This is a genomic window from Streptomyces sp. bgisy130 (assembly GCF_057708345.1).
On sequence record NZ_JBYISA010000013.1, the window covers coordinates 48997 to 67819 of the forward strand.

The window sequence follows — 18823 nt, forward strand, 5'->3', positions numbered from 1 at the left end:
CGCCCGCCATACGCTCGGTGTCATGCCCCGTCTCCATATGCATGTGACCGACGCAGCCGAGGCCCCGCTGCGGGTCGCGCTGCATGAGCTGCGCGGCAGGCTGGAGATCCCGGACCACTTCCCGCCCACGGCACAGGCCGAGGCGGAGAGCGCGGCCCGCGCCCCGCGGATCCCGGCCGCCGACGGCGCCGTGGCGACCGAGCACACCCTGGAGGACGCCACCGACCTCCCCCTCTTCACCCTCGACCCGCCCGGCACCCTCGACCTCGACCAGGCGATGTTCCTGTCCCGCCGCCCCGCGCCGCGCGGATCGAAGGCCAGGGGCGGCTACCGCGTCCACTACGCCATCGCCGACGCCGCCTCCTTCGTGACCCCGGGCGGGGCCCTGGACGCCGAGGCACACCACCGTGTGACCACCCTCTACTTCCCTGATGAGCGGGTCCCGCTGCACCCGTACGTGCTGAGCGAGGGCGCCGCCAGCCTGCTGCCCGACCGGGACCGCCCGGCTGTCCTGTGGCAGCTCGACCTGGACGCGGACGGCGCCCTGACCAGCGCCTCCGTCCGCCGCGCGCTGATCCGCTCGCGGGCCAGACTGGACTACGCGGGCGTCCAGCGGATCCTCGACGACCACACGGCCGAGGAACCCCTCGCCCTGCTGCGCGAGATCGGACAGCTGCGGGAGGAGCGGGAGGTCGCCCGGGGCGCGATATCCCTGAACGTCCCCGAGCAGGAGATCGTCGAGCACGACGGCCGCTACACCCTCGAATACCGCGCCCCCCTCCCGGCCTACGCCTGGAACGCGCAGATCTCCCTGCTCACCGGCATGGCCGCGGCCGAACTGATGCTGGCCTCCGGCACCGGCATCCTCCGTACGCTGCCCACCGCCCCTGACGGCTCGGTCGCCCGGCTCCGGCTGACCGCCCGTGCGCTCGGCGTCGACTGGCCCCACCACACCTCCTACGCGGCGCTGATCCGCACCCTCGACCCGCGCCGCGCCGCCCACGCCGCCTTCCTCCAGGAGTGCACCGCCCTGCTGCGCGGCGCCGGCTACACCGTCTTCGACGGCACCGCGCCCGCTGCCTCCGCCGCCCTGCACGCCGCCGTCGCCGCCCCGTACGCGCACGCCACCGCGCCGCTGCGGCGCCTGGTCGACCGCTACACCTCCGAGCTGTGCCTGGCGGCCTCGGCGGGCGCCGCACCGCCCGACTGGGTCCGTACGGCGCTGCCCGCGCTGCCGCGGGAGATGGAGCTGGGCACCCAGCGCGCCAACCAGGTGGAGCGGGCCTGTGTCGACCTCGTCGAGGCGGCGCTGCTGCGCGACCGGGTCGGCGAGATCTTCGAGGCCCTGGTCGTCGAGATCCAGGAGCAGGACCCCACCCACGGCACCGTCCACCTCTACGACCCGGCCGTCATCGGCACCGTCGAAACCGCCCCCGAAGGCCCCGCCCTCCCCCTCGGCCACCGCATCCCGGTCCGCCTCACCGAGGCCGAACCGGGCCACCACCCGGTCCGCTTCACACCCGCCTGACGGGGGCCCCGGCGGCTTCGGGCGCCCCGCCGGCTTCAGGTGTCCCGCTCGCCTTCGACGCCCCACTCGCCCCCGACGCCTCACTCGTCCCCGGCGCTCCGCCCGCCTCCAGCACCCCGGCCCGCGCCGTCGCCTCTTCCCGCGCCGCCACCTCTCCCCGTACCGCCATCCCCTCCCGCACCGCCGTCACCGCCGCCCGTGCCTCATCGGCGTGGAACCGCACCGTACGGACCGTCTCCCGCCGCCCCAACAGCCGGACGGCCACCACCGGTTCGGACAGTTCGACGGTGACCGAGGTCTGCCCCGCCACCGCCAGCTCGGCCACCTCGCCGCCGCCGTCCTTCTCCTGCTCCCTCACGAACCGGAGGTCATAGCGCACCGAGGCGATCCGCTCCAGCGGTATCCGGATCTCCCGGCGCGCGCCGTCCCGCAGCCGCAGCTCCGCCGCCCCCAGCACATGCGGCCGGGTGACCGCCGCCGCCTGAAACCCCAGCACCGTCAGCACCGTGTACACATCGACGAACAGCATCACCTCGTGCACCACCGCCTTGCCGGCGAGCAGCACCCCGAGCCCGACCGTCTCCACCACACAGACGAACGTCAGCCCGTAGACGATCGCCGCCTGCGCCCCGGCATACCCCAGGGCCCGCTCACCCGGCGCCACCCCGATCCGCCGCCGGGCCACCCACCACACCAGGCTCGTCAGCCACCGCCCCTCATGGGCGGCCAGTCGGCGCAGCGCGGTGCCCCGGCTCATCGCGCACGCTCCGCCACCAGCTGGAGCGCCCGGCGTACGGCACCGGCCTGCGCCGGCGCGAAGTGCGCGTAGTACGCCGCCAGGAAGCCGTCGTCCGCCTCCGCGCCCGGCCCGGCCGCCCGTGCCCAGTCCTCCCCGCTGACCTCCGCGATCATCGAGTCCGGAATGCAGCCGGCGAGCGCCCGCGCGGCCTCCTCCACCCGCGGATCGTCCGTCCCGGCGTCCACCAGCGCATCGAGCAGCCCGTACACCTCATACGCCCGCTCCATCGCCCCCGGCGCCGCGGTCGCCTCCCCGAGCAGCTCCACCATCCGCTTGTTCCCCTCCTCGCCCGCCATCGATTCGAGCAGCGCCAGCACCTCCCGCTCCTTCGACGCCATGGCGGGCTCCGGGCCCGGCCGCGCTGCCGAGGTACGTGCCATCTCCGCGAAGAGCGCCGCCAGTTCGTCCGACACCGGCCCCTCGGCGGGCAGCCCCCCGTGCTCCGCGGCCTGCCGGCGCACGGCCGCCAGCCGGGCCCGCCGCAGCCGCAGCTCCTCCTCCTGGCGGGCCAGGTCCGCGTCGAGCTCGTCCAGCACCTCGTGCAGCTCGCGCCCGGCGTCGTCGGCGAGGACGTCCCGCACCTCGTCCAGCCCGAGCCCCAGCTCCGTCAGCCGGCGCACCCGCGCCAGCGCGACCGCGTCCCGCAGCCCGTAGTCCCGGTACCCGTTGGCCCGGCGCTCCGGCTCGGGCAGCAGCCCGAGATGGTGGTAGTGGCGCACGGCACGGGTGCTGATCCCGATCAGACCTGCAAGCTCACCGATTCTCATGCGCTCAGTAGAAACGTTGCCGCTGCGACAAGGTCAAGCACGAACTTCCCCGTCAACGGCCCTGCCCACGGCCCCGGTAGCGGGCCTGGCAGGGACGGGTGCCCCCTACGGGTAGCATGGTCGGCACGGCGGACGAGCCGGCCGGACGGCCGCGTGGGGATCTCACGATCCTCCCGAGGAACGTCCGGGCTCCACAGGGCAGGGTGGTGGGTAACGCCCACCCGGGGTGACCCGCGGGACAGTGCCACAGAAAGCAAACCGCCGGAGGCTTCGGCCTCCGGTAAGGGTGAAACGGTGGTGTAAGAGACCACCAGCCTCCGAGGTGACTCGGAGGGCTAGGTAAACCCCACCCGGAGCAAGGTCAAGAGGGGGCATCGGCTGATGCCCCTGCGCGGACGACCGAGGGCTGCCCGCCCGAGTCCGCGGGTAGACCGCACGAGGCTGCCGGCAACGACAGCCCTAGATGGATGGCCGTCTCCCCCCGGCCCGCAAGGACCGGGGGCGACAGAACCCGGCGTACAGGCCGACTCGTCCGCCACCCACCGTCGCTGATCAGGGAAAACACCCTGATCAGGGCCGTGGCCGCCCCGCCAGAATTCCTCCGCGCAGCTGAGCTTTCCTCGCCGTGCCCGGCCGCCGGATCTCGCCCCAGTTCAGCGCAGCAGGCCGTCGCCCGACGCCGGGCGTGCCGTCCGGGAAGGTGGGACGATCGCGGGAGGGGCACGATCGCGGCGGGCGCGGGTGGGTGGGGGCGCGGGGGCCGGTGCGAGGTCGCCAGGACGAGCGGAGAGCTCATTGCGCGTGCTGATTGTCGGTGACCGTTTCATCCCTGCCGAGTACTACGTCGATGCCCTGGCAGCGGGCTGTGGTGCGCGCTTCGGGCCTGTCCGCAGTGTCGATTGGGCGGGGACCAAGGCGGAGCAGCATGCGGCTCAGCAGGTCATGGAGCGGGAGGGGCCCGAGGCCGTGGCGGTGCCCGAGGAGATCGTGGCGGCGGTGGGTGGGGCCGAGGTGCTGGCCGTGCACTTCGCCCCGGTTCCCGCTGTGGTGCTCCGGGCCGCCCCGGAGCTGCGGGCCGTGTGCGTGGCACGTACGGGGCTGGAGAATGTCGATGTCGCCGCTGCCTCCGCCCGCGGCGTGGCCGTCGTACCGGTCTTCGGCCGCAATGCCTCGGCCGTGGCCGAGCTCGCCGTCGGTCTGATGCTCGCGGAGGCGCGGGACATCGTCCGTGCGGACGCCTCGGTGAAGGCCGGTGGGTGGCGGAAGGACGTCAGTGGTCCCGGCCGCGAGACCGGTGAAAGCACCGTCGGGATGGTCGGGTTCGGGCATGTGGGGCGGGCGTTCGCCGCGTGGCTGGGGGGTGTCGGTTCGCGTCTGCTCGCCTACGACCCCTATGTGCCCGACGATGTGCTGGCGCGGCACTCGGTCGTGCGCGCCGACAGTCTGGATACGGTCTTCCGTGAGTCCGATGTCGTGCAGGTCTTCGCCCGGCTGACGGCCGAGACCGAGCGGTTCATCGGTGCGCGGCAGTTCGCCCTGATGAAGCCGGCCGCCTACTTCGTCAACACCGCGCGCAGCCGGCTGGTCGACACCGGCGCCCTGTACGACGCCCTGGTGAGCCACCGCATCGCCGGCGCCGGGCTCGATGTGCACGACCGGGAGCCCCTCCCGGCGGACAGCCCCTGGCGCGGGCTGGACAACGTCACGCTCACCACCCACTACGCCGGTGACACGACGACCACGACGGTGCGCTCGGCGCGACTCGTCGCCGAGGCCGTCGCCGAACTGGCCGCGACCGGCCGTTGCGCGGCGGCGGTCAACGCCCGTGAGCTGGGGTGGGTGTGAGCGGTGCCGCGTGATCTGGTGCTCGGCGTCGATGCGGGACACACCGCGACGAAGGCGGTGCTGTTCGATGCGGCCGGCCGGCAGGTGGCGCGCGGGATCGGTACGGTGCCGCTGAGCACCCCGCGGCCCCGCTGGGTCGAGCGGGACATGGACGACGTGTGGCGGACCGCGCACGGGGCCATCAGGAACTGCCTCGCCGCGGCGGGCGCGGAGGGGCGGCGGGCCGTCACCTCGGTGGGGCTGACCGGGCACGGTGATGGCCTCTACGCCGTCGATGAGCGGGGACGACCGGTGCGGGCCGCGATCGTCGCGATGGACACCCGGGCCGATCCGATGCTGGCCGCATGGCGGGAAACACCGGTCTGGGCGCGTGCCCTCGCGCTCTCGGGCACCGTTCCCTTCGCGGGTTCCCCGGCCGCCCTGCTGGCCTGGCTGGCGCGTCACGAGCCGGGCGTGCTGGAGCGTGCCCGCTGGCTGCTGTCCTGCAAGGACTGGCTGCGGCTGAATCTGACGGGTGTGGTGGCCACCGACCCCACGGACTCCAGTGCTTCGTTCACCGACCTGCGTCAGGGCGGCTACTCGCAGGAGCTGCTCGACCTCTACGGGCTCGGCGGGCTCGCTGCCAAGCTGCCGCCCGTACTGGCCTGCGACGCGGTGTGCGGAACGGTCACCCCCGCGGCCGCGGCGGCCACCGGGCTCACTGCCGGCACGCCCGTGGTCACCGGCGCACACGACGTCGACGCGGCCGCGCTCGGCATCGGCGGCACGGGCCCGGGTGAACTCTGCCTGGTCGCCGGGTCGTTCAGCATCAATCAGGTGATCAGTGACCGCCCCGTCGTCGATCTCCGGTGGCAGGTCCGCAGATTCGTCCGCCAGGGATGGTGGATGATCATGTCCACCTCGCCCGCATCCGTGGCGAACCTGGAATGGTTCCTGCGGGTCATGGGCGCACCGGCCGGGCACCGTGACGACGTCTACGACCTGATCGGCCAGGAAGCCGCGGCGCATCTGGCGGGCCGGTCGGAGGTGTTGTTCCACCCGTTCGTCTACGGGTCCCCGCATCGGCAGCCCGCCTCCGGGACGTTCCTCGGTATGCGCGGCTGGCATGAACGGGGTGATCTGCTGCGGGCCCTGATGGAAGGCGTCGTCCTCAACCACCGATGGCATGTCGACGCGCTCCGTTCGAGGCTGCGCCTCACCGGGCCGGCCCGGCTGACCGGCGGTGCGGCGCGCAGCGACGTCTGGAGCCAGATGTTCGCCGATGCGCTCCAGCGGCCGGTCGTGGTGACGGATGTCGAGGAGAGCGCCGCCCGGGGAGCGGCCCTGCTCGCGGCTTCCGCCGTCGGGCTGCTCGACGGCGTACAGGATCCGCGCGCCGGTACGTCCGTCCTCAGGCGCCATGAACCGGGCGCCGACCGGGTCGCGGTGCTGGAGGAGGCGTACCAGGTGTACCAGGAGGCGCTACATGCTCTCGGGCCGCTCTGGGCCCGCCTGGATGCGCCCGGGGCGGGGGAGTGAGCGCCCCGGGCGGCCGGCGCCATTACCTCGTTACATGCGATGCAGATTGATCGCTTATCGCATTTTCTGAGATTTTCTGGGAAAATCTATTGTAAATGGGTGCAGGTGGGCGTAGACAGGTCTCAAGGCAAACCCGCGGCCTCCCCGCTCTCTGCGGCTCGGTCACCCGCCACGTGACGTGGCACCGGCTCCGCCCGCAAGCCTGAAAGCTTCCGTCATGTCCCCCGACATCGCCCCCTCGATCCTCCCCGGGCCTTCGCCCCTCGTGCCGTGGATCGACGTCATGCTCCCGGGTCCGAGGGCCTGGACCCCGCGTCGTTCCCCGAAGGCCCAGTTCACGCTCCCGGCGCAGGAGGCCCTGGTCGGCTGCCTGCGCCGGATCGCCGCCGATCTGCTCGGTCGCTGGCACCTGTCGGACGATGAGCGGGACGCGGCCGTCCTGATCGTCGGCGAGCTCGCCGCGAACGCGGCGCTGCACGGGCGGAGCGAGATGTCGCTGTGTCTGACCCTCGGTCCGGGCACGCTGCGTATCGCGGTGGGTGATCACGGTGACCCCGCCCCGCCCCGCGAGCCCTCCGCGACGGACGATCCGGACGAGCACGGCCGCGGCCTCACCCTCGTCCACGCCCTCTCCAGCAGGGTCGACCTGCGCCGCGACGACCGCGGCACCTGGATCCTGGCCTGCCTGGCCGTCACGGCCACCCACCCGCGAGCCGACTGACGCCGGCGCAGGCGCTGCCCCCCGGAGTGCCCGGTCTGTGTGTTTTGGTCCGGCGCCCGTGCGGGATTCCTTGGGGGTGACGGAGGCAGGGGCGGGCGCAGCTGTTCGGCGCTCCGCCCGGAGATCTCGCCCCGGAGACCTTGCCCCGCGGAGACGGACTGACGAGAGATCTCACAAGAATTTCTCGCAAGATGCGTTAACAACGGCCCACTAACCTGATATTAATTCCGCCAGAGATGCCGTACCCACCACCCCAGGGAGGCATCCACACCCCCTTCCCCGGCCACGCCCCAGTCGAGGTTCCGCGCGATTTCACCCCGCTGAGCAGCTGTTCCCACGAGCGGCGCCGCCGTGGGACCCCCCAGGCCGTTCCCCGCCCACCCGCACGAGAGGTCCCCCGTCATGAGATCGACCGGATCGACCAGATATGCTCTCCTCGCCGGCGCCACCGCCATCGCCCTGCTCGCCACCGCCTGTTCCGGCGCCGGAACCGGCGCGTCCCCGGAGGGCGGGAAGAGCATCAATGTGCTGATGGTCGGCAACCCCCAGATGGAGGACATCGCCAAGCTGACGAAGAGCACCTTCACGAAGGACACCGGCATCAAGGTGAACTTCACGGTCCTCCCCGAGAACGAGCTGCGCGACAAGGCCACCCAGGACATCGCGACCGGCGCCGGCCAGTACGACGTCACCACGATCGGCGCCTACGAGGTGCCCATCTGGCACAAGAACGGGTGGCTGCACGACCTGAACGGCTACGTCGACCCGTCCAAGGACTTCGACAAGAGCGACCTGCTCACGCCGATGGTGCAGTCGCTGTCCGGCGAGGACGGCAGGCTCTACGCGCTGCCGTTCTACGGCGAGTCGTCCTTCCTCATGTACCGCAAGGACGTCTTCGCCGAGAAGGGCCTGAAGATGCCCAGCCATCCGAGCTGGCAGCAGGTGGCCGACCTCGCCGCGAAGGCCGACGGCGCGAAGCCGGGGATGAAGGGCATCTGCCTGCGCGGCCTGCCCGGCTGGGGCGAGCTCGGGGCCCCGCTGACCAGCGTGGTCAACACCTTCGGCGGCACCTGGTTCACCAAGGACTGGAAGGCGCAGGTCAACGGTGCGGGCTTCAAGAAGGCCACGCAGTTCTACGTCGACCTGGTCCGCAAGCACGGTCAGGCGGGCGCGGCGCAGTCCGGGTTCACCGAGTGCCTGAACGCCATGAGCCAGGGCAAGGTCGCCATGTGGTACGACGCCACCAGCGCGGCCGGCTCGCTGGAGGACCCCCGCACCAGCAAGGCGGCCGGCAAGATCGGCTACGCGTATGCACCCGTGGAGAAGACCAAGAGCAGCGGCTGGCTGTGGGCCTGGGCGTGGGCGATGCCGAAGACCACCAAGAACGCCGACGCCGCCTCGAAGTTCATGCTCTGGGCGTCCAGCAAGAAGTACGAGAAGCTCGTCGGCGCGAAGCTCGGCTGGGCGCGGGTGCCCGCCGGGAAGCGGGCCAGCACCTATGCGATCCCCCAGTACAAGAAGGCCGCAGCCGCGTTCGGCGGTATCACCCTTCGGTCCATCCAGCAGGCCGACCCGGTCGACCCGGGCGTCCAGCCGCGGCCCACGGTGGGCATCCAGTTCGTCGCCATCCCCGAGTTCCAGGACCTCGGGACCAAGGTGACGCAGGAGATCTCCGCCGCCATCGCCGGCAAGACCAGCGTGGACAAGGCGCTCAACGACGGCCAGAAGCAGGCGGAGGACGTTGCCGAGAAGCACAGGTAGCCCGCTTCTCCCCGGCCGGCACCGCGTCCGGCCGGGGCACCAGTCCACCGATCCCCGGCCGCCGACGGCGGCGGAAAGTCAGCCCATGAGCACGCACACCCGTCCATCCGAGAAGACCGGGCGGCCACCGGCCCGCCGCGGCAAGCCCACCGGCCACCGCAGATGGCGGCGGCGCTTCCCGCTGCTGCCGGCGCTGATCTTCACGATCATCGTCACCCAGCTGCCGTTCGTGGCCACCCTCGTCATCTCCACCTTCCAGTGGAACATTCTTCAGCCGGGCGACCGGCACTTCACCGGCCTGTCCAACTACACCGTCGTCTTCACCGACGCGCGGCTGCGCTCCGCGGTCGTCAACACCGCCGTGCTCACCGCGTCCGTGGTCATCCTCAGCGTGCTCCTCGGACTGGGCCTGGCCCTGCTGCTCGACCGCCGCTTCCTGGGCCGGGGCCTCGCGCGGACCCTGCTCATCGCCCCGTTCCTGGTCATGCCGGTCGCCGCCGCGCTGCTGTGGAAGCACGCCATATACAACCCCGACTACGGCCTCCTCAACGGCACCCTGAACGCCGTCTACCGGCTCTTCGGCGCGGACAACGGCCCCACCGTCGACTGGGTGTCGTCCTTCCCCATGCCGGCCCTGGTGATCGCGCTGGTGTGGCAGTGGACCCCGTTCATGATGCTCATCCTGCTGGCCGGTCTCCAGGCCCAGCCCGGTGACGTACTGGAGGCCGCCAGGGTCGACGGGGCCTCCGCGCTCCAGACCTTCCGCCTCATCACGCTGCCGCACCTGCGGCAGTACATCGAGCTGGGCACCGTGCTCGGCAGCATCTTCGTCGTGCAGACCTTCGACGCGGTTTACACCATCACCCAGGGCGGGCCCGGCTCCCGGACCACCAACCTGCCCTACGAGATCTACCTGACCATGTTCCGCAAGTTCGAGTACGGCCAGGCCGCGGCCGCAGGCGTCGTCGTGGTGATCGGCTCGATCGTCATCGCGACGTTCGCCCTGCGGGTCGTCGCCTCCCTGTTCCGTGAGGAGGTGTCCCGATGACCGCCACGACCACCCCGGCAGCGTCCGGCACCGTCGTCCAGAGACTCCGCCGCCGTCGTCGTCGCGGCGACGACGACGGGCAGACGCCGCGGCTGTCGCCGCTGTGGACCTTCGTCGCCTGGCTGGCCACCCTGGCCTTCTTCGTGCCGGTGGCCTGGCTGGTGCTCACGTCCTTCCATCAGGAGTCCGACGCGGCGACCAACCCGCCCAGTCCGTTCGCGCCGCTCACCCTCGACCAGTACGCGCTGCTGCTGGACCGGGACATCACCCCATATCTGCTCAACTCGGCCATGGCCAGCATCTTCTCGACCCTGCTGGTCCTCGTCCTGGCGGTGCCGGCGGCCTACGCGCTGTCCATCAAGCCGGTCGAGAAGTGGACCGACGTGATGTTCTTCTTCCTGTCCACGAAGTTCCTTCCGCTCATCGCGGCCCTGCTGCCGGTCTACATGATCGTCAAGAACACCGGGATGCTGGACAACATCTGGACGCTCGTCGTCCTCTACACCTCGATGAACCTGCCGATCGCGGTCTGGATGATGCGGTCGTTCCTCGCCGAGGTACCCAGAGAGATCCTTGAGGCGGCCGAGGTCGACGGGGCCGGACTGCCCACCGTGCTGCTGCGGATCGTCGCGCCGGTCGCCATGCCGGGACTCGCCGCCACCTCACTGATCTGTTTCATCTTCAGCTGGAACGAGTTCATGTTCGCCGTGAACCTCACCGCGACGAAGGCGTCCACCGCACCCGTGTTCCTGGTGGGCTTCATCACCAACGAGGGCCTGTTCCTGGCCCGGCTCTGCGCGGCGGCCACGCTGGTGTCGCTGCCGGTCCTCATCGCCGGATTCGCCGCCCAGGACAAGCTGGTGCGCGGCCTGTCCCTGGGAGCGGTCAAATGAGGGCCGCCGCCACGACCCGGATCCAGCCCGGCCCCGCCACCGCGTGAACGCCCGAACCGAACGGAACCCCTCACCATGACCGAGCAGATCCGCCGTGTGCTCGTCCGCTCCCTCACCGATATCACCCTTGAGCAGGTGCCCGCCCCCGTCCCCGGGGACGGCGAACTCCTGGTGCGCACCACGGTCGTCGGCGTGTGCGGCTCCGACACCCATGCCGCAGCCGGTCACCACCCGTTCATCGACCTGCCCTACCGCCCCGGCCACGAGGCGGTGGGCAGGGTGGCCGCCACGGGGCGCGGAGCCGATGACTTCGCGCCCGGCGACCGGGTGATCGTCGAACCCGGCCTGTACTGCGGCCGGTGCCCCCAGTGCCGCTCCGGCCGCTACAACATCTGCCAGGAACTGAAGGTCTTCGGCTGTCAGACGCCCGGCGCGATGGCCGACCTGTTCACCATCCCTGCCGGCCGCGTGCACCGCGTTCCCGACGGCATGACCGATATCCAGGCCGCCCTCGTGGAGCCGCTGGCCACCCCCGTGCACGCGGTGGCCAAGGCCGGCGACCTCACCGGCCGCACCGTCGCCGTCCTCGGTGCCGGCCCCATCGGTCTGTTCACCCTGATCGCCGCCCGGCACGCCGGTGCCGCCCGGATCGTGGTCACCGACCTGCTGCCGGGCAAGCGGGAGCGGGCGCTGCGGCTCGGCGCCGACGCGGCGCTGCCCGCGGCCGACCCCGATCTGGTCGGGCGGGCCCATGGCGCGCTCGGCGGGCCCGCCGACGTCGTCTTCGACTGCGTGGCGCGCGAGCAGTCCATGGCCCAGGCCACCGGCCTGGTGGCCAAGGGCGGCCGGATCGTCGTCGTGGGCGTGGGGGCCGCCGGTGGCACACCGGTCCGCCTGGACCTGCTCCAGGACCGGGAGATCCGGATCGAGGGCACCCTGATGTACACCGCCGAGGACTACCGCGCCGCCATGTCCCTCCTCGCGTCCGGAGCCGTCGACCCGGCCGATTTCGTCACCGCCACCTACGCGTTGGAGGACGCCGCCAAAGCCTTCACCGCATCCGTCGACCCCGAGCAGGTCAAGGTGCTGGTCACCGTGGACGGTGCGTAGCGGCCCGTGTGCGAGACTGCGAAACTGGAGCCACCGGACAACCGCCCTGCGACCTCCACCCACGCCGAACGTTCATCCCGGTCCCCGTCCGGTCCGTCCCGCACCGCGGGACCGGCCAGGTCACGGAGGGGAAGGAGACCTGCTGTGCCCGCCCGTACGCGACCGTCGCATGCCGTCGTCGAGGAGCGGCGGCAGGCCATCCTGCGATACGTCGCCGAACACGGTGAGACCCGCATCGACACCCTCGCCCGGCACTTCGGGGTGAGCCTCATGACGATGCACCGGGACCTGGACCACCTCGCGGGGCGCCATCTGCTGCGCAAGGAGCGCGGACGGGCCGTCGCCTTTCCCGCGCTCACCATGGAGACCGCCACCCGCTTCCGGGAGAACAGCGGTCTCGCGGCCAAGAACGCGCTGTGTGCGGCCGTCGCCGACCGGATCAAGCCGGGGAGCACGGTCCTCATGGACGACTCGACCACCCTGTTCCCCCTGATCCCGGCGCTGGCCGAGCTGGACCAGATCCATGTCGTCACCAACTCGGTCGGCCTGGCACAGCGCCTCGGATCCGCGCCCGGAGCGGCCGTCACCCTGCTGGGCGGCCGCTACCGCGGCGACTTCAACTCCTGCACCGGCCCCGCCGTCACCCGCGCCCTGTCAAAGATCCATGCCGACCTGGCCCTGATGTCCGCCACCGCCATCCTGGAGGGCCGGCTCTTCCACCCCCTCAACGACTACGTCGAGGTGAAGCTGGCCATGCTCGCGTCCGCGGAGCAGGCCCTGCTCCTGGTGGACCATTCGAAATTCGGCAAGACCGCCACCTACGCGTACGGCACCGTGGCCGACTACACCGCGGTCATCGCCGACACCGGCACCCCCGCGGCGGAACTCGCGGCCATCCGCGACCTCGGAGTCCCCGTGGAGACAGTCGCCCCCGAAGAGCCCGCCTCGTGATACAGACCCTGTTCGAAACCCCGAGCACCTATCGCCTCACCGAAACCGAGATGGCCGCACCCGTGCCCCGGGTGCAGGCCGTGCTGTTCGACTTCAGCAACACCATCTTCCAGATGATCCCCCTGCCCACCTGGCTGCGCCGGGTGGGCGCCGCCGCCGGCCGGCTCGCCCTGCTCGACGCGCCCGGTGCCGAGGCCGAGGTGGCCCGTCAGCTGCGAACCGCCTTCCGGGAGCCCGCCGTTGTCGCCCTCCAGGAGTGCCGGGATCTCTCCCCCGAACGGCACCGCCGGGCCATGTGCGGGTGGTGGAGCCGGGTGGACTTCCTCCGTGGCGCGGAGGACGCGGCCTACCGGGAACTCGCCGCCCCGGACGCCTGGGTCCCCTACCCCGACACCGAGCCCGTCCTGCGCGCACTCCGCGCCCGTGGACTGCGCATCGGCATCGTCAGCGACTTCCCGTGGGACCTGCGCACCCACCTCGCCCACCACGGACTCGACGCCCTGATAGACAGCTGCGTCATCTCCTGCGAGCAGGGCCGCGAGAAGCCCGATCCCCAGCTGTTTCTCCAGGCGTGTGCCGGTCTCGGCGCCGCGCCGCGGGCCACCCTCATGGTCGGCGACAACCCGGTCCGTGACGGCGGCGCCAGCGCCTGCGGCCTGCGGACCTACCTCCTGCCGGCCGAGAACCGCACCGGAGAGCGCGGCCTGGCGGACGTCCTGCGTCTCGTGGCCTGAGGGCGTCCTCGGCTGAGCGGTCGGGGGCCGCACGGACATCGCCGGGCGGCCCCCGGGGCGTGGGTCAGGGTGCCTGGATCAGGACTTCTGCGCCTCGTTGTAGAGGTTCTTGGCGTCGTCGCCGAAGTACGGGCCGAACATGGTGTTGGCCCAGAACTGGTAGCCGAAGCTGTTCACCGAGGACTGGAGGCCGGTGCCGGTCTTCTCGTCGAACGAGGTGAACCAGGGGCCGCCGCTGGAGCCGCCGGTCATGTTGCAGGACAGCCCGTGGTCCTGGGAGAACAGCGGGTCCTTGAAGGTGGTGCCGCTGCAATAGATGAGCTTGCTGCCGTCGTACGGGGCCGCCGCGGGGAAGCCGAAGGCGTACATCGCCTTGCTGTAGCCGGAGTTGAAGGACAGGCCCTGGCCGCCGACGACATCGGTGAGCTTCTTGCCGTCGAGCGGGGCGACCACCGCGGCCCCGACGTCGTAGTTGATGTCCTCGCTCGCCGTCCACTGGGGAGTGGCGAGCGTCTTGGACGCCGGCCACTTGCCGTACGGGGCCTGGCCGTCGTGGTAGCCGGGGACGAAGACCCAGTTGGTGTGCCAGGCGCCCTGGAGCTTCACACAGTGCCCCGCCGTGATCACGGTGCTCTTGTTGCCGCTGGTGACCGCGTCGCCGGAGCAGGAGGCATTGCGGCCCTGGTAGGTGAAGAACACCCGGCCGGTCGTTTTGACGACCGCGCCGCCGCCGGTCCACGGGCCGCCGGCCTGGGGGAGAGCGCCGGGCAACGGCGCGCCGGTCCGGGGGAGTCGGGGGAGGGTGGGGGACACCGTGAGCGGGGCGCTGCGCGCCACCGCAGCGGGGGCGGACCGCTTCGTGGGTGTGGCGGGGTCCAGGGGTGCGGCGGCGCGCATCCGGTCGGCGGTCCAGAAGGCGACGGGGGTGGTCCGCGGGGTGGCGGTGCGGTGGCCGGGCTGCGGGGTGGCTGCGCCGGCCGGGCCGGTGGGGAGCAGGAGGGCGAGCAGGGTACCGGCGGCTGTCAGGGTGCCGAGGGCGGCCCGGGATCTGCCTGCGGGGCGCGGCGCCGGTATGCCGTGAACTGCCGGTATGCCGCGAGCGGTTCGTCTCACGCGGAACTCCTTCTGCGGGGGCCGCGTACGGCGGGCGTGCGCGGCCGCGTGGGGACGGGCCGCACGGGGGCGGCCCGGCAGACGAGAGGTGCGGATTCGAGGAAGCGCCTGTCTTCACACCCCGGCCGGTCGGCCCGGCCGGGTGCGAGGGCAGGCTCTCAGGGTGCCACCGGAAGGGGAAAGTGGGCAGGGGTCGTACGGGATCCGATGGGCCGCCCTCCCCCTCGTCGCTTCCTCAACCCCGCCCGATGTACGGCATGTTGGTGGCCATCACCGTCGCGAACTGCACATTGGCCGTCAGCGGCAGTGCGGCCATCTGCACGACCGTGCGGGCGACATCCGTCGCGTCCATCACCGGCTCGGCCGCCGTCTGGCCGTTCGCCTGGAGAATGCCGGTCTGCATGCGGCCGGTCATCTCGGTCGCCGCGTTGCCGATGTCGATCTGGCCGCAGGCGATCTGATACGGACGGCCGTCCAGGGAGAGCGACTTGGTCAGGCCGGTCATCGCGTGCTTGGTGGCGGTGTAGGCGATGGAGTGCGGGCGCGGGGTGTGGGCGGAGATCGAGCCGTTGTTGATGATCCGTCCGCCCTGTGGTTCCTGGGCCTTCATGGCGCGGAAGGCGGCCTGGGCGCAGAGGAAGGAACCGGTGAGGTTGACATCGACGACGGCGCGCCAGTCCTCGTACGCCACTTCCTCCAGCGGCACCGCCCGGCCGAAGGTGCCCGCGTTGTTGAAGAGCAGGTCCAGCTGCCCGAACCGCTCGCGGACGGCGGCGAACAGGGCGTCGACCTGCTCGGGGCGGGTGACATCGGTCGGCATCGTCATGATCGCGGGGCCGTCGGGACCGGCCGGGCCGGCCAGCCGGGAGGTCTCCGCCAGCGCCTCCGCGCGCCGCCCGGCCAGTACCACCGTCCAGCCGGCGGCGATCAGCGCGAGGGCGACCGCCCGCCCGATGCCGGAGCCGGCACCGGTGACCACGGCCACCTGCCGGGGCGCTGCCCCGTCCTGCCGTGCCTCCTGTGCGGCCGGGGCCGTCCGGGTGCTCTGCCCGCCCCGCGAGGTCGGTGCCGGCAGGGTGGGCCGGGGCGCGGTCGCCACCCCGCCCACCTGCCCGGCCCGTGCCATCGGTGTCGTCCGTGCTGCTCGTGCCGGCTCTGTGTTCTCTGCCATGGCGGCAGCGTAAACGGCGTACGGGCGGCGGACGGGGCGCCGCCGCCGCGACTCAGCCCCCGGTGTGGAAGCGCCGCAGGACCGCCGCCTTGGTAGCGGTGAACTCCTCCTCGGTGAGGATGCCGTCGCGGTGCAGGTCGCCCAGTTCGCGCAGCCGGCGCAGCAGGGCGTCATGGTCCTCGGCGGGGGCGGCGGACGCCGGGGGAGCGGCCGGGGCGAGCGGCGCGGCCGGTGTGTGCGGCGTGGCCGGGGCCGCCGCAGGCAGGGCAGTGCCCGCACCGGCCGACGGATGCGGCAGCCGCGCCGCGACCGCGGCCGCCAGCAGCGCGGTGGTGCCACTCTCCTTCTTGAAGCCCCACAGCTCGATGGAGTTGGGGTCGCGCTCCGGCTTGAGCCGCTCCGTCGCCCCGCGCGGCCGGAACCGGAGATAGCCGGACTCCAGACCGGCGGCGGCCCGCCACTCCACCGCCTCCAGGGCGCTGAGCGCGAAGTTCCGAGGGCCCCAGTCCCGCTTGGTCTCGCTGGTGTTCCAGCGCCATTCGAGGTGCACCCGTTCGCCGTCGAAGGTGGCGACACCGTCCACCCCGGCGGCCGACAGCGGTACGGACGGACCGGGCAGCAGATAGCGGTCGGCGGGCCCGTCCGGTATCTGCTCCAGCATCAGGGCCTGGCGTACGGTGTCGACGAAGTACTCGGCGACCTCGACCCGTCCGGCGTCGACGGTCAGCCGGTACGGGTTCGCCTCGTCCGGCAGACCGCCGCCGGTGGCCTGAAGCAGCGGATCCGCGCCTTCCCGCAGCCGCAGTCGCAGCCGGCCGCCCTTACGGCCCGGTTCGAGGGCGATCCCGGCCAGCGCGGCCAGCGGCACCGTGAACTCACCAAGGTCCTGGCGGAGTTTGTGGACCCCGCGTTCGCGGCCCGGCACGATGCGCACGGCGTCGCCGTCGAAGGTCCAGGTGCCGTCGCGCACCATCAGTTCAGCCATGCCGTGAATCCTACGGAGGCACGGCCGGTGCCGTGATTGTCCGACCGCGTCCGGTGCGGGCCCAGTCCTCATCCAGCTGTCATGTCTGTGTCGTGCACGGGACAGCACCGCGCCGTCCCGCGCCCCTGGAATGGATCCCCTACGGGCTCTGCGACAACCGCCTTCAGGGGAGGGCCAGATGACTCACCACGCACCGCACGAGCAGGAGATCCGGGCCGCGGCCGCGCACTTCGGCCGCCGCCGCTTCCTCACCGCCACCGGGGCCGCCGCGGCGCTCGCCTTCGCGACGAACCTGCCGGGCGCGGGCGCCGCCTACGCCGCCGAGGCCGATGCGCGGAAGATCACCGAGAACCCGTTCACCCTCGGCGTCGCCTCCGGTGACCCGCAGCCCGGCTCCGTCGTGCTGTGGACCCGCCTCGCTCCGCGTCCGTATGAGCCTGGATGGGGGTCCCCCCGCTCGAACGAAGTTGAGAGTGGGGGAGGGATGCCCAACGCCAGAGTCACCGTCCGCTGGGAAGTCGCCTACGACGAGCACTTCAAGCGGCTGGCCGGCCAGGGCCGCGCCGACGCCCACCCGGAGTTCAACCACTCCGTGCACATCGAGCCCACCGGTCTCGCGCCCGACCGCGTCTACTACTACCGCTTCCGCGCCGGCAGCTGGATCAGCCCGGTCGGCCGCACCCGCACCGCGCCCACCCGCAGCGCCCGGATCTCGGATCTGAAGCTCGCTGCGGTCTCCTGCCAGGCATACCACGACGGCTACTTCACGGCCTACCGCCACCTGGCCGAGGAGGACCTCGACGTCGTCTTCCACCTCGGTGACTATCTCTACGAGTACCCGGTCGGCGCGAACGGCGGTGCCCGCAACTACACCGACCGCACGCTGCCCGCGGTCTTCAACCGCGAGACGGTCACGCTGGAGGACTACCGGCTGCGCTACGCCCTCTACAAGTCCGACCCGGACCTCCAGGCCGCGCACGCCGCGCACCCCTTCATCGTCACCTGGGACGACCACGAGGTGGAGAACAACTACGCCTCCGACATCAGCGAGGACCACCTCCCGCCCGCCGAGTTCCTCGTCCGCCGGGCCGCCGCCTACCGCGCGTACTGGGAGAACCAGCCGCTGCGCCGCCCGCAGCGGCCCCAGGGCGCCGACTGCCGGCTCTACCGCCGCCTCCAGTACGGGCAGCTCGCCCAGTTCGACATTCTCGACACCCGCCAGTACCGCTCCGACCAGGCGTACGGCGACGGCTGGCACGCCCCGGGCGCCGAGTCCCGGGACCCCGCGCGCACCCTGACCGGCGCCGCCCAGGAGCGCTGGCTGATCGACGGCTGGCGGGAGTCCACCGCGCGCTGGAACGTGCTGCCGCAGCAGGTCACGTTCTCCGAGCGGCGCAACGCCACCGGCCCCGGCTACCAGCTGAGCATGGACGCCTGGGACGGCTACGCGGCCTCCCGCGACCGGGTGCTGGCCGGTGCCGAGTCGGCGGGTGTGGACAACCTCGTCGTCCTCACGGGCGATGTGCACGTCCACTACGCCTTCGACATCAAGAAGGACTTCGCGGACCCCGGTTCGCGCACCGCGGGGGTGGAGTTGGTCACCACCTCGATCGCCAGTGGCAAGAACGGCGCGGACAAACCGGCCAACTGGGACACCTACCTGGCCGCCAACCCGCACCTGAAGTTCTACAACGGCCGGCGCGGCTACCTCACCGTCACCCTCGAACAGGACACCGCCCGCGCCGACTACCGCACGGTGTCCGCCGTCACCACCCCCGGGGCCGCGGTGCAGACCGCCGCCTCGTTCGTCTCCGAAGCGGGCGACCCGGGCCTGAAGCCGGCCTGATCCGGGACGTTTGTCGTAGGGCCTGGGGAGGTC

16 protein-coding genes and 1 other RNA gene are annotated in these 18823 nt (G+C 72.0%); 12 read left to right on the forward strand and 5 right to left on the reverse strand.

Going from position 1 to position 18823, the window contains the following annotated elements; all coding sequences use genetic code 11:
• The first annotated feature begins 22 nt into the window (after positions 1–22).
• A complete protein-coding gene (locus AC3EUV_RS19130; protein ID WP_432145993.1) occupies positions 23–1528 on the forward strand; it encodes an RNB domain-containing ribonuclease in 1506 nt (501 codons plus the stop codon).
• Here AC3EUV_RS19130 and AC3EUV_RS19135 read toward each other — a convergent pair.
• The gene (locus AC3EUV_RS19135; RefSeq protein ID WP_435603423.1) at positions 1515–2285 is read right to left on the reverse strand and encodes a hypothetical protein; all 771 of its coding nucleotides are present in this window, start codon (positions 2283–2285) and stop codon (positions 1515–1517) included. The genes AC3EUV_RS19130 and AC3EUV_RS19135 overlap by 14 nt on opposite strands.
• Positions 2282–3094 carry a MerR family transcriptional regulator gene (locus AC3EUV_RS19140; protein ID WP_432145995.1) on the reverse strand — a complete coding sequence of 271 codons (813 nt, stop codon included), beginning with the start codon at positions 3092–3094 and terminating at the stop codon, positions 2282–2284. The genes AC3EUV_RS19135 and AC3EUV_RS19140 overlap by 4 nt, the downstream gene beginning before the upstream one ends.
• 133 nt (positions 3095–3227) lie before the next feature.
• Between AC3EUV_RS19140 and rnpB the strand changes: the two genes are divergently transcribed.
• The 10 genes from rnpB (at position 3228) to AC3EUV_RS19190 (ending at position 13675) form a co-directional block, all read left to right on the forward strand.
• Positions 3228–3629: RNase P RNA component class A (rnpB, locus tag AC3EUV_RS19145), an RNA gene on the forward strand.
• A 266-nt stretch (positions 3630–3895) separates the two neighbouring features.
• Positions 3896–4939: an NAD(P)-dependent oxidoreductase gene (locus tag AC3EUV_RS19150; RefSeq protein ID WP_432146034.1), complete on the forward strand. Its 1044-nt coding sequence runs from the start codon at positions 3896–3898 to the stop codon at positions 4937–4939.
• Positions 4940–4942: 3 nt separating this feature from the next.
• Positions 4943–6457, forward strand: coding sequence for an FGGY-family carbohydrate kinase (locus AC3EUV_RS19155; RefSeq protein ID WP_435603424.1), 1515 nt, complete (start codon positions 4943–4945; stop codon positions 6455–6457).
• Positions 6458–6674: 217 nt separating this feature from the next.
• Positions 6675–7178 (forward strand): ATP-binding protein, encoded by a 504-nt coding sequence (locus AC3EUV_RS19160; protein ID WP_432145997.1) that lies wholly within the window; start codon positions 6675–6677, stop codon positions 7176–7178.
• A gap of 402 nt (positions 7179–7580) precedes the next feature.
• Positions 7581–8939 carry an ABC transporter substrate-binding protein gene (locus AC3EUV_RS19165; RefSeq protein WP_432145998.1) on the forward strand — a complete coding sequence of 453 codons (1359 nt, stop codon included), beginning with the start codon at positions 7581–7583 and terminating at the stop codon, positions 8937–8939.
• An 85-nt stretch (positions 8940–9024) separates the two neighbouring features.
• Positions 9025–9987: a carbohydrate ABC transporter permease gene (locus AC3EUV_RS19170; protein ID WP_432145999.1), complete on the forward strand. Its 963-nt coding sequence runs from the start codon at positions 9025–9027 to the stop codon at positions 9985–9987.
• On the forward strand, positions 9984–10880 hold the full coding sequence (locus tag AC3EUV_RS19175) for a carbohydrate ABC transporter permease (protein WP_432146000.1): 897 nt from the start codon (positions 9984–9986) through the stop codon (positions 10878–10880). Before AC3EUV_RS19170 ends, AC3EUV_RS19175 begins: the two co-directional genes overlap by 4 nt.
• Before the next feature lie 75 nt (positions 10881–10955).
• Positions 10956–11990 (forward strand): zinc-dependent alcohol dehydrogenase, encoded by a 1035-nt coding sequence (locus AC3EUV_RS19180; protein ID WP_432146001.1) that lies wholly within the window; start codon positions 10956–10958, stop codon positions 11988–11990.
• Between the two features lie 144 nt (positions 11991–12134).
• Positions 12135–12941 carry a DeoR/GlpR family DNA-binding transcription regulator gene (locus AC3EUV_RS19185; RefSeq protein WP_435603425.1) on the forward strand — a complete coding sequence of 269 codons (807 nt, stop codon included), beginning with the start codon at positions 12135–12137 and terminating at the stop codon, positions 12939–12941.
• Positions 12938–13675, forward strand: a complete 738-nt coding sequence (locus tag AC3EUV_RS19190; protein WP_432146003.1) for an HAD family hydrolase — start codon at positions 12938–12940, stop codon at positions 13673–13675. Before AC3EUV_RS19185 ends, AC3EUV_RS19190 begins: the two co-directional genes overlap by 4 nt.
• A 78-nt stretch (positions 13676–13753) precedes the next feature.
• Here the strand turns inward: AC3EUV_RS19190 and AC3EUV_RS19195 are convergent, their stop codons facing one another.
• The 3 genes from AC3EUV_RS19195 to AC3EUV_RS19205 all read right to left on the reverse strand — a co-directional run bounded on the left by AC3EUV_RS19195 (position 13754) and on the right by AC3EUV_RS19205 (position 16944).
• Positions 13754–14788, reverse strand: coding sequence for a trypsin-like serine peptidase (locus AC3EUV_RS19195; RefSeq protein WP_432146004.1), 1035 nt, complete (start codon positions 14786–14788; stop codon positions 13754–13756).
• Positions 14789–15023: 235 nt separating this feature from the next.
• Positions 15024–15914, reverse strand: a complete 891-nt coding sequence (locus tag AC3EUV_RS19200; RefSeq protein WP_432146035.1) for an SDR family oxidoreductase — start codon at positions 15912–15914, stop codon at positions 15024–15026.
• A 97-nt stretch (positions 15915–16011) separates the two neighbouring features.
• A complete protein-coding gene (locus tag AC3EUV_RS19205) occupies positions 16012–16944 on the reverse strand; it encodes a DUF4429 domain-containing protein (RefSeq protein WP_432146005.1) in 933 nt (310 codons plus the stop codon).
• Positions 16945–17122: 178 nt separating this feature from the next.
• Here AC3EUV_RS19205 and AC3EUV_RS19210 point away from each other — a divergent pair, with 178 nt between their 5' ends.
• Positions 17123–18790, forward strand: coding sequence for an alkaline phosphatase D family protein (locus tag AC3EUV_RS19210; RefSeq protein ID WP_432146006.1), 1668 nt, complete (start codon positions 17123–17125; stop codon positions 18788–18790).
• The last annotated feature ends 33 nt before the right edge of the window (positions 18791–18823 follow it).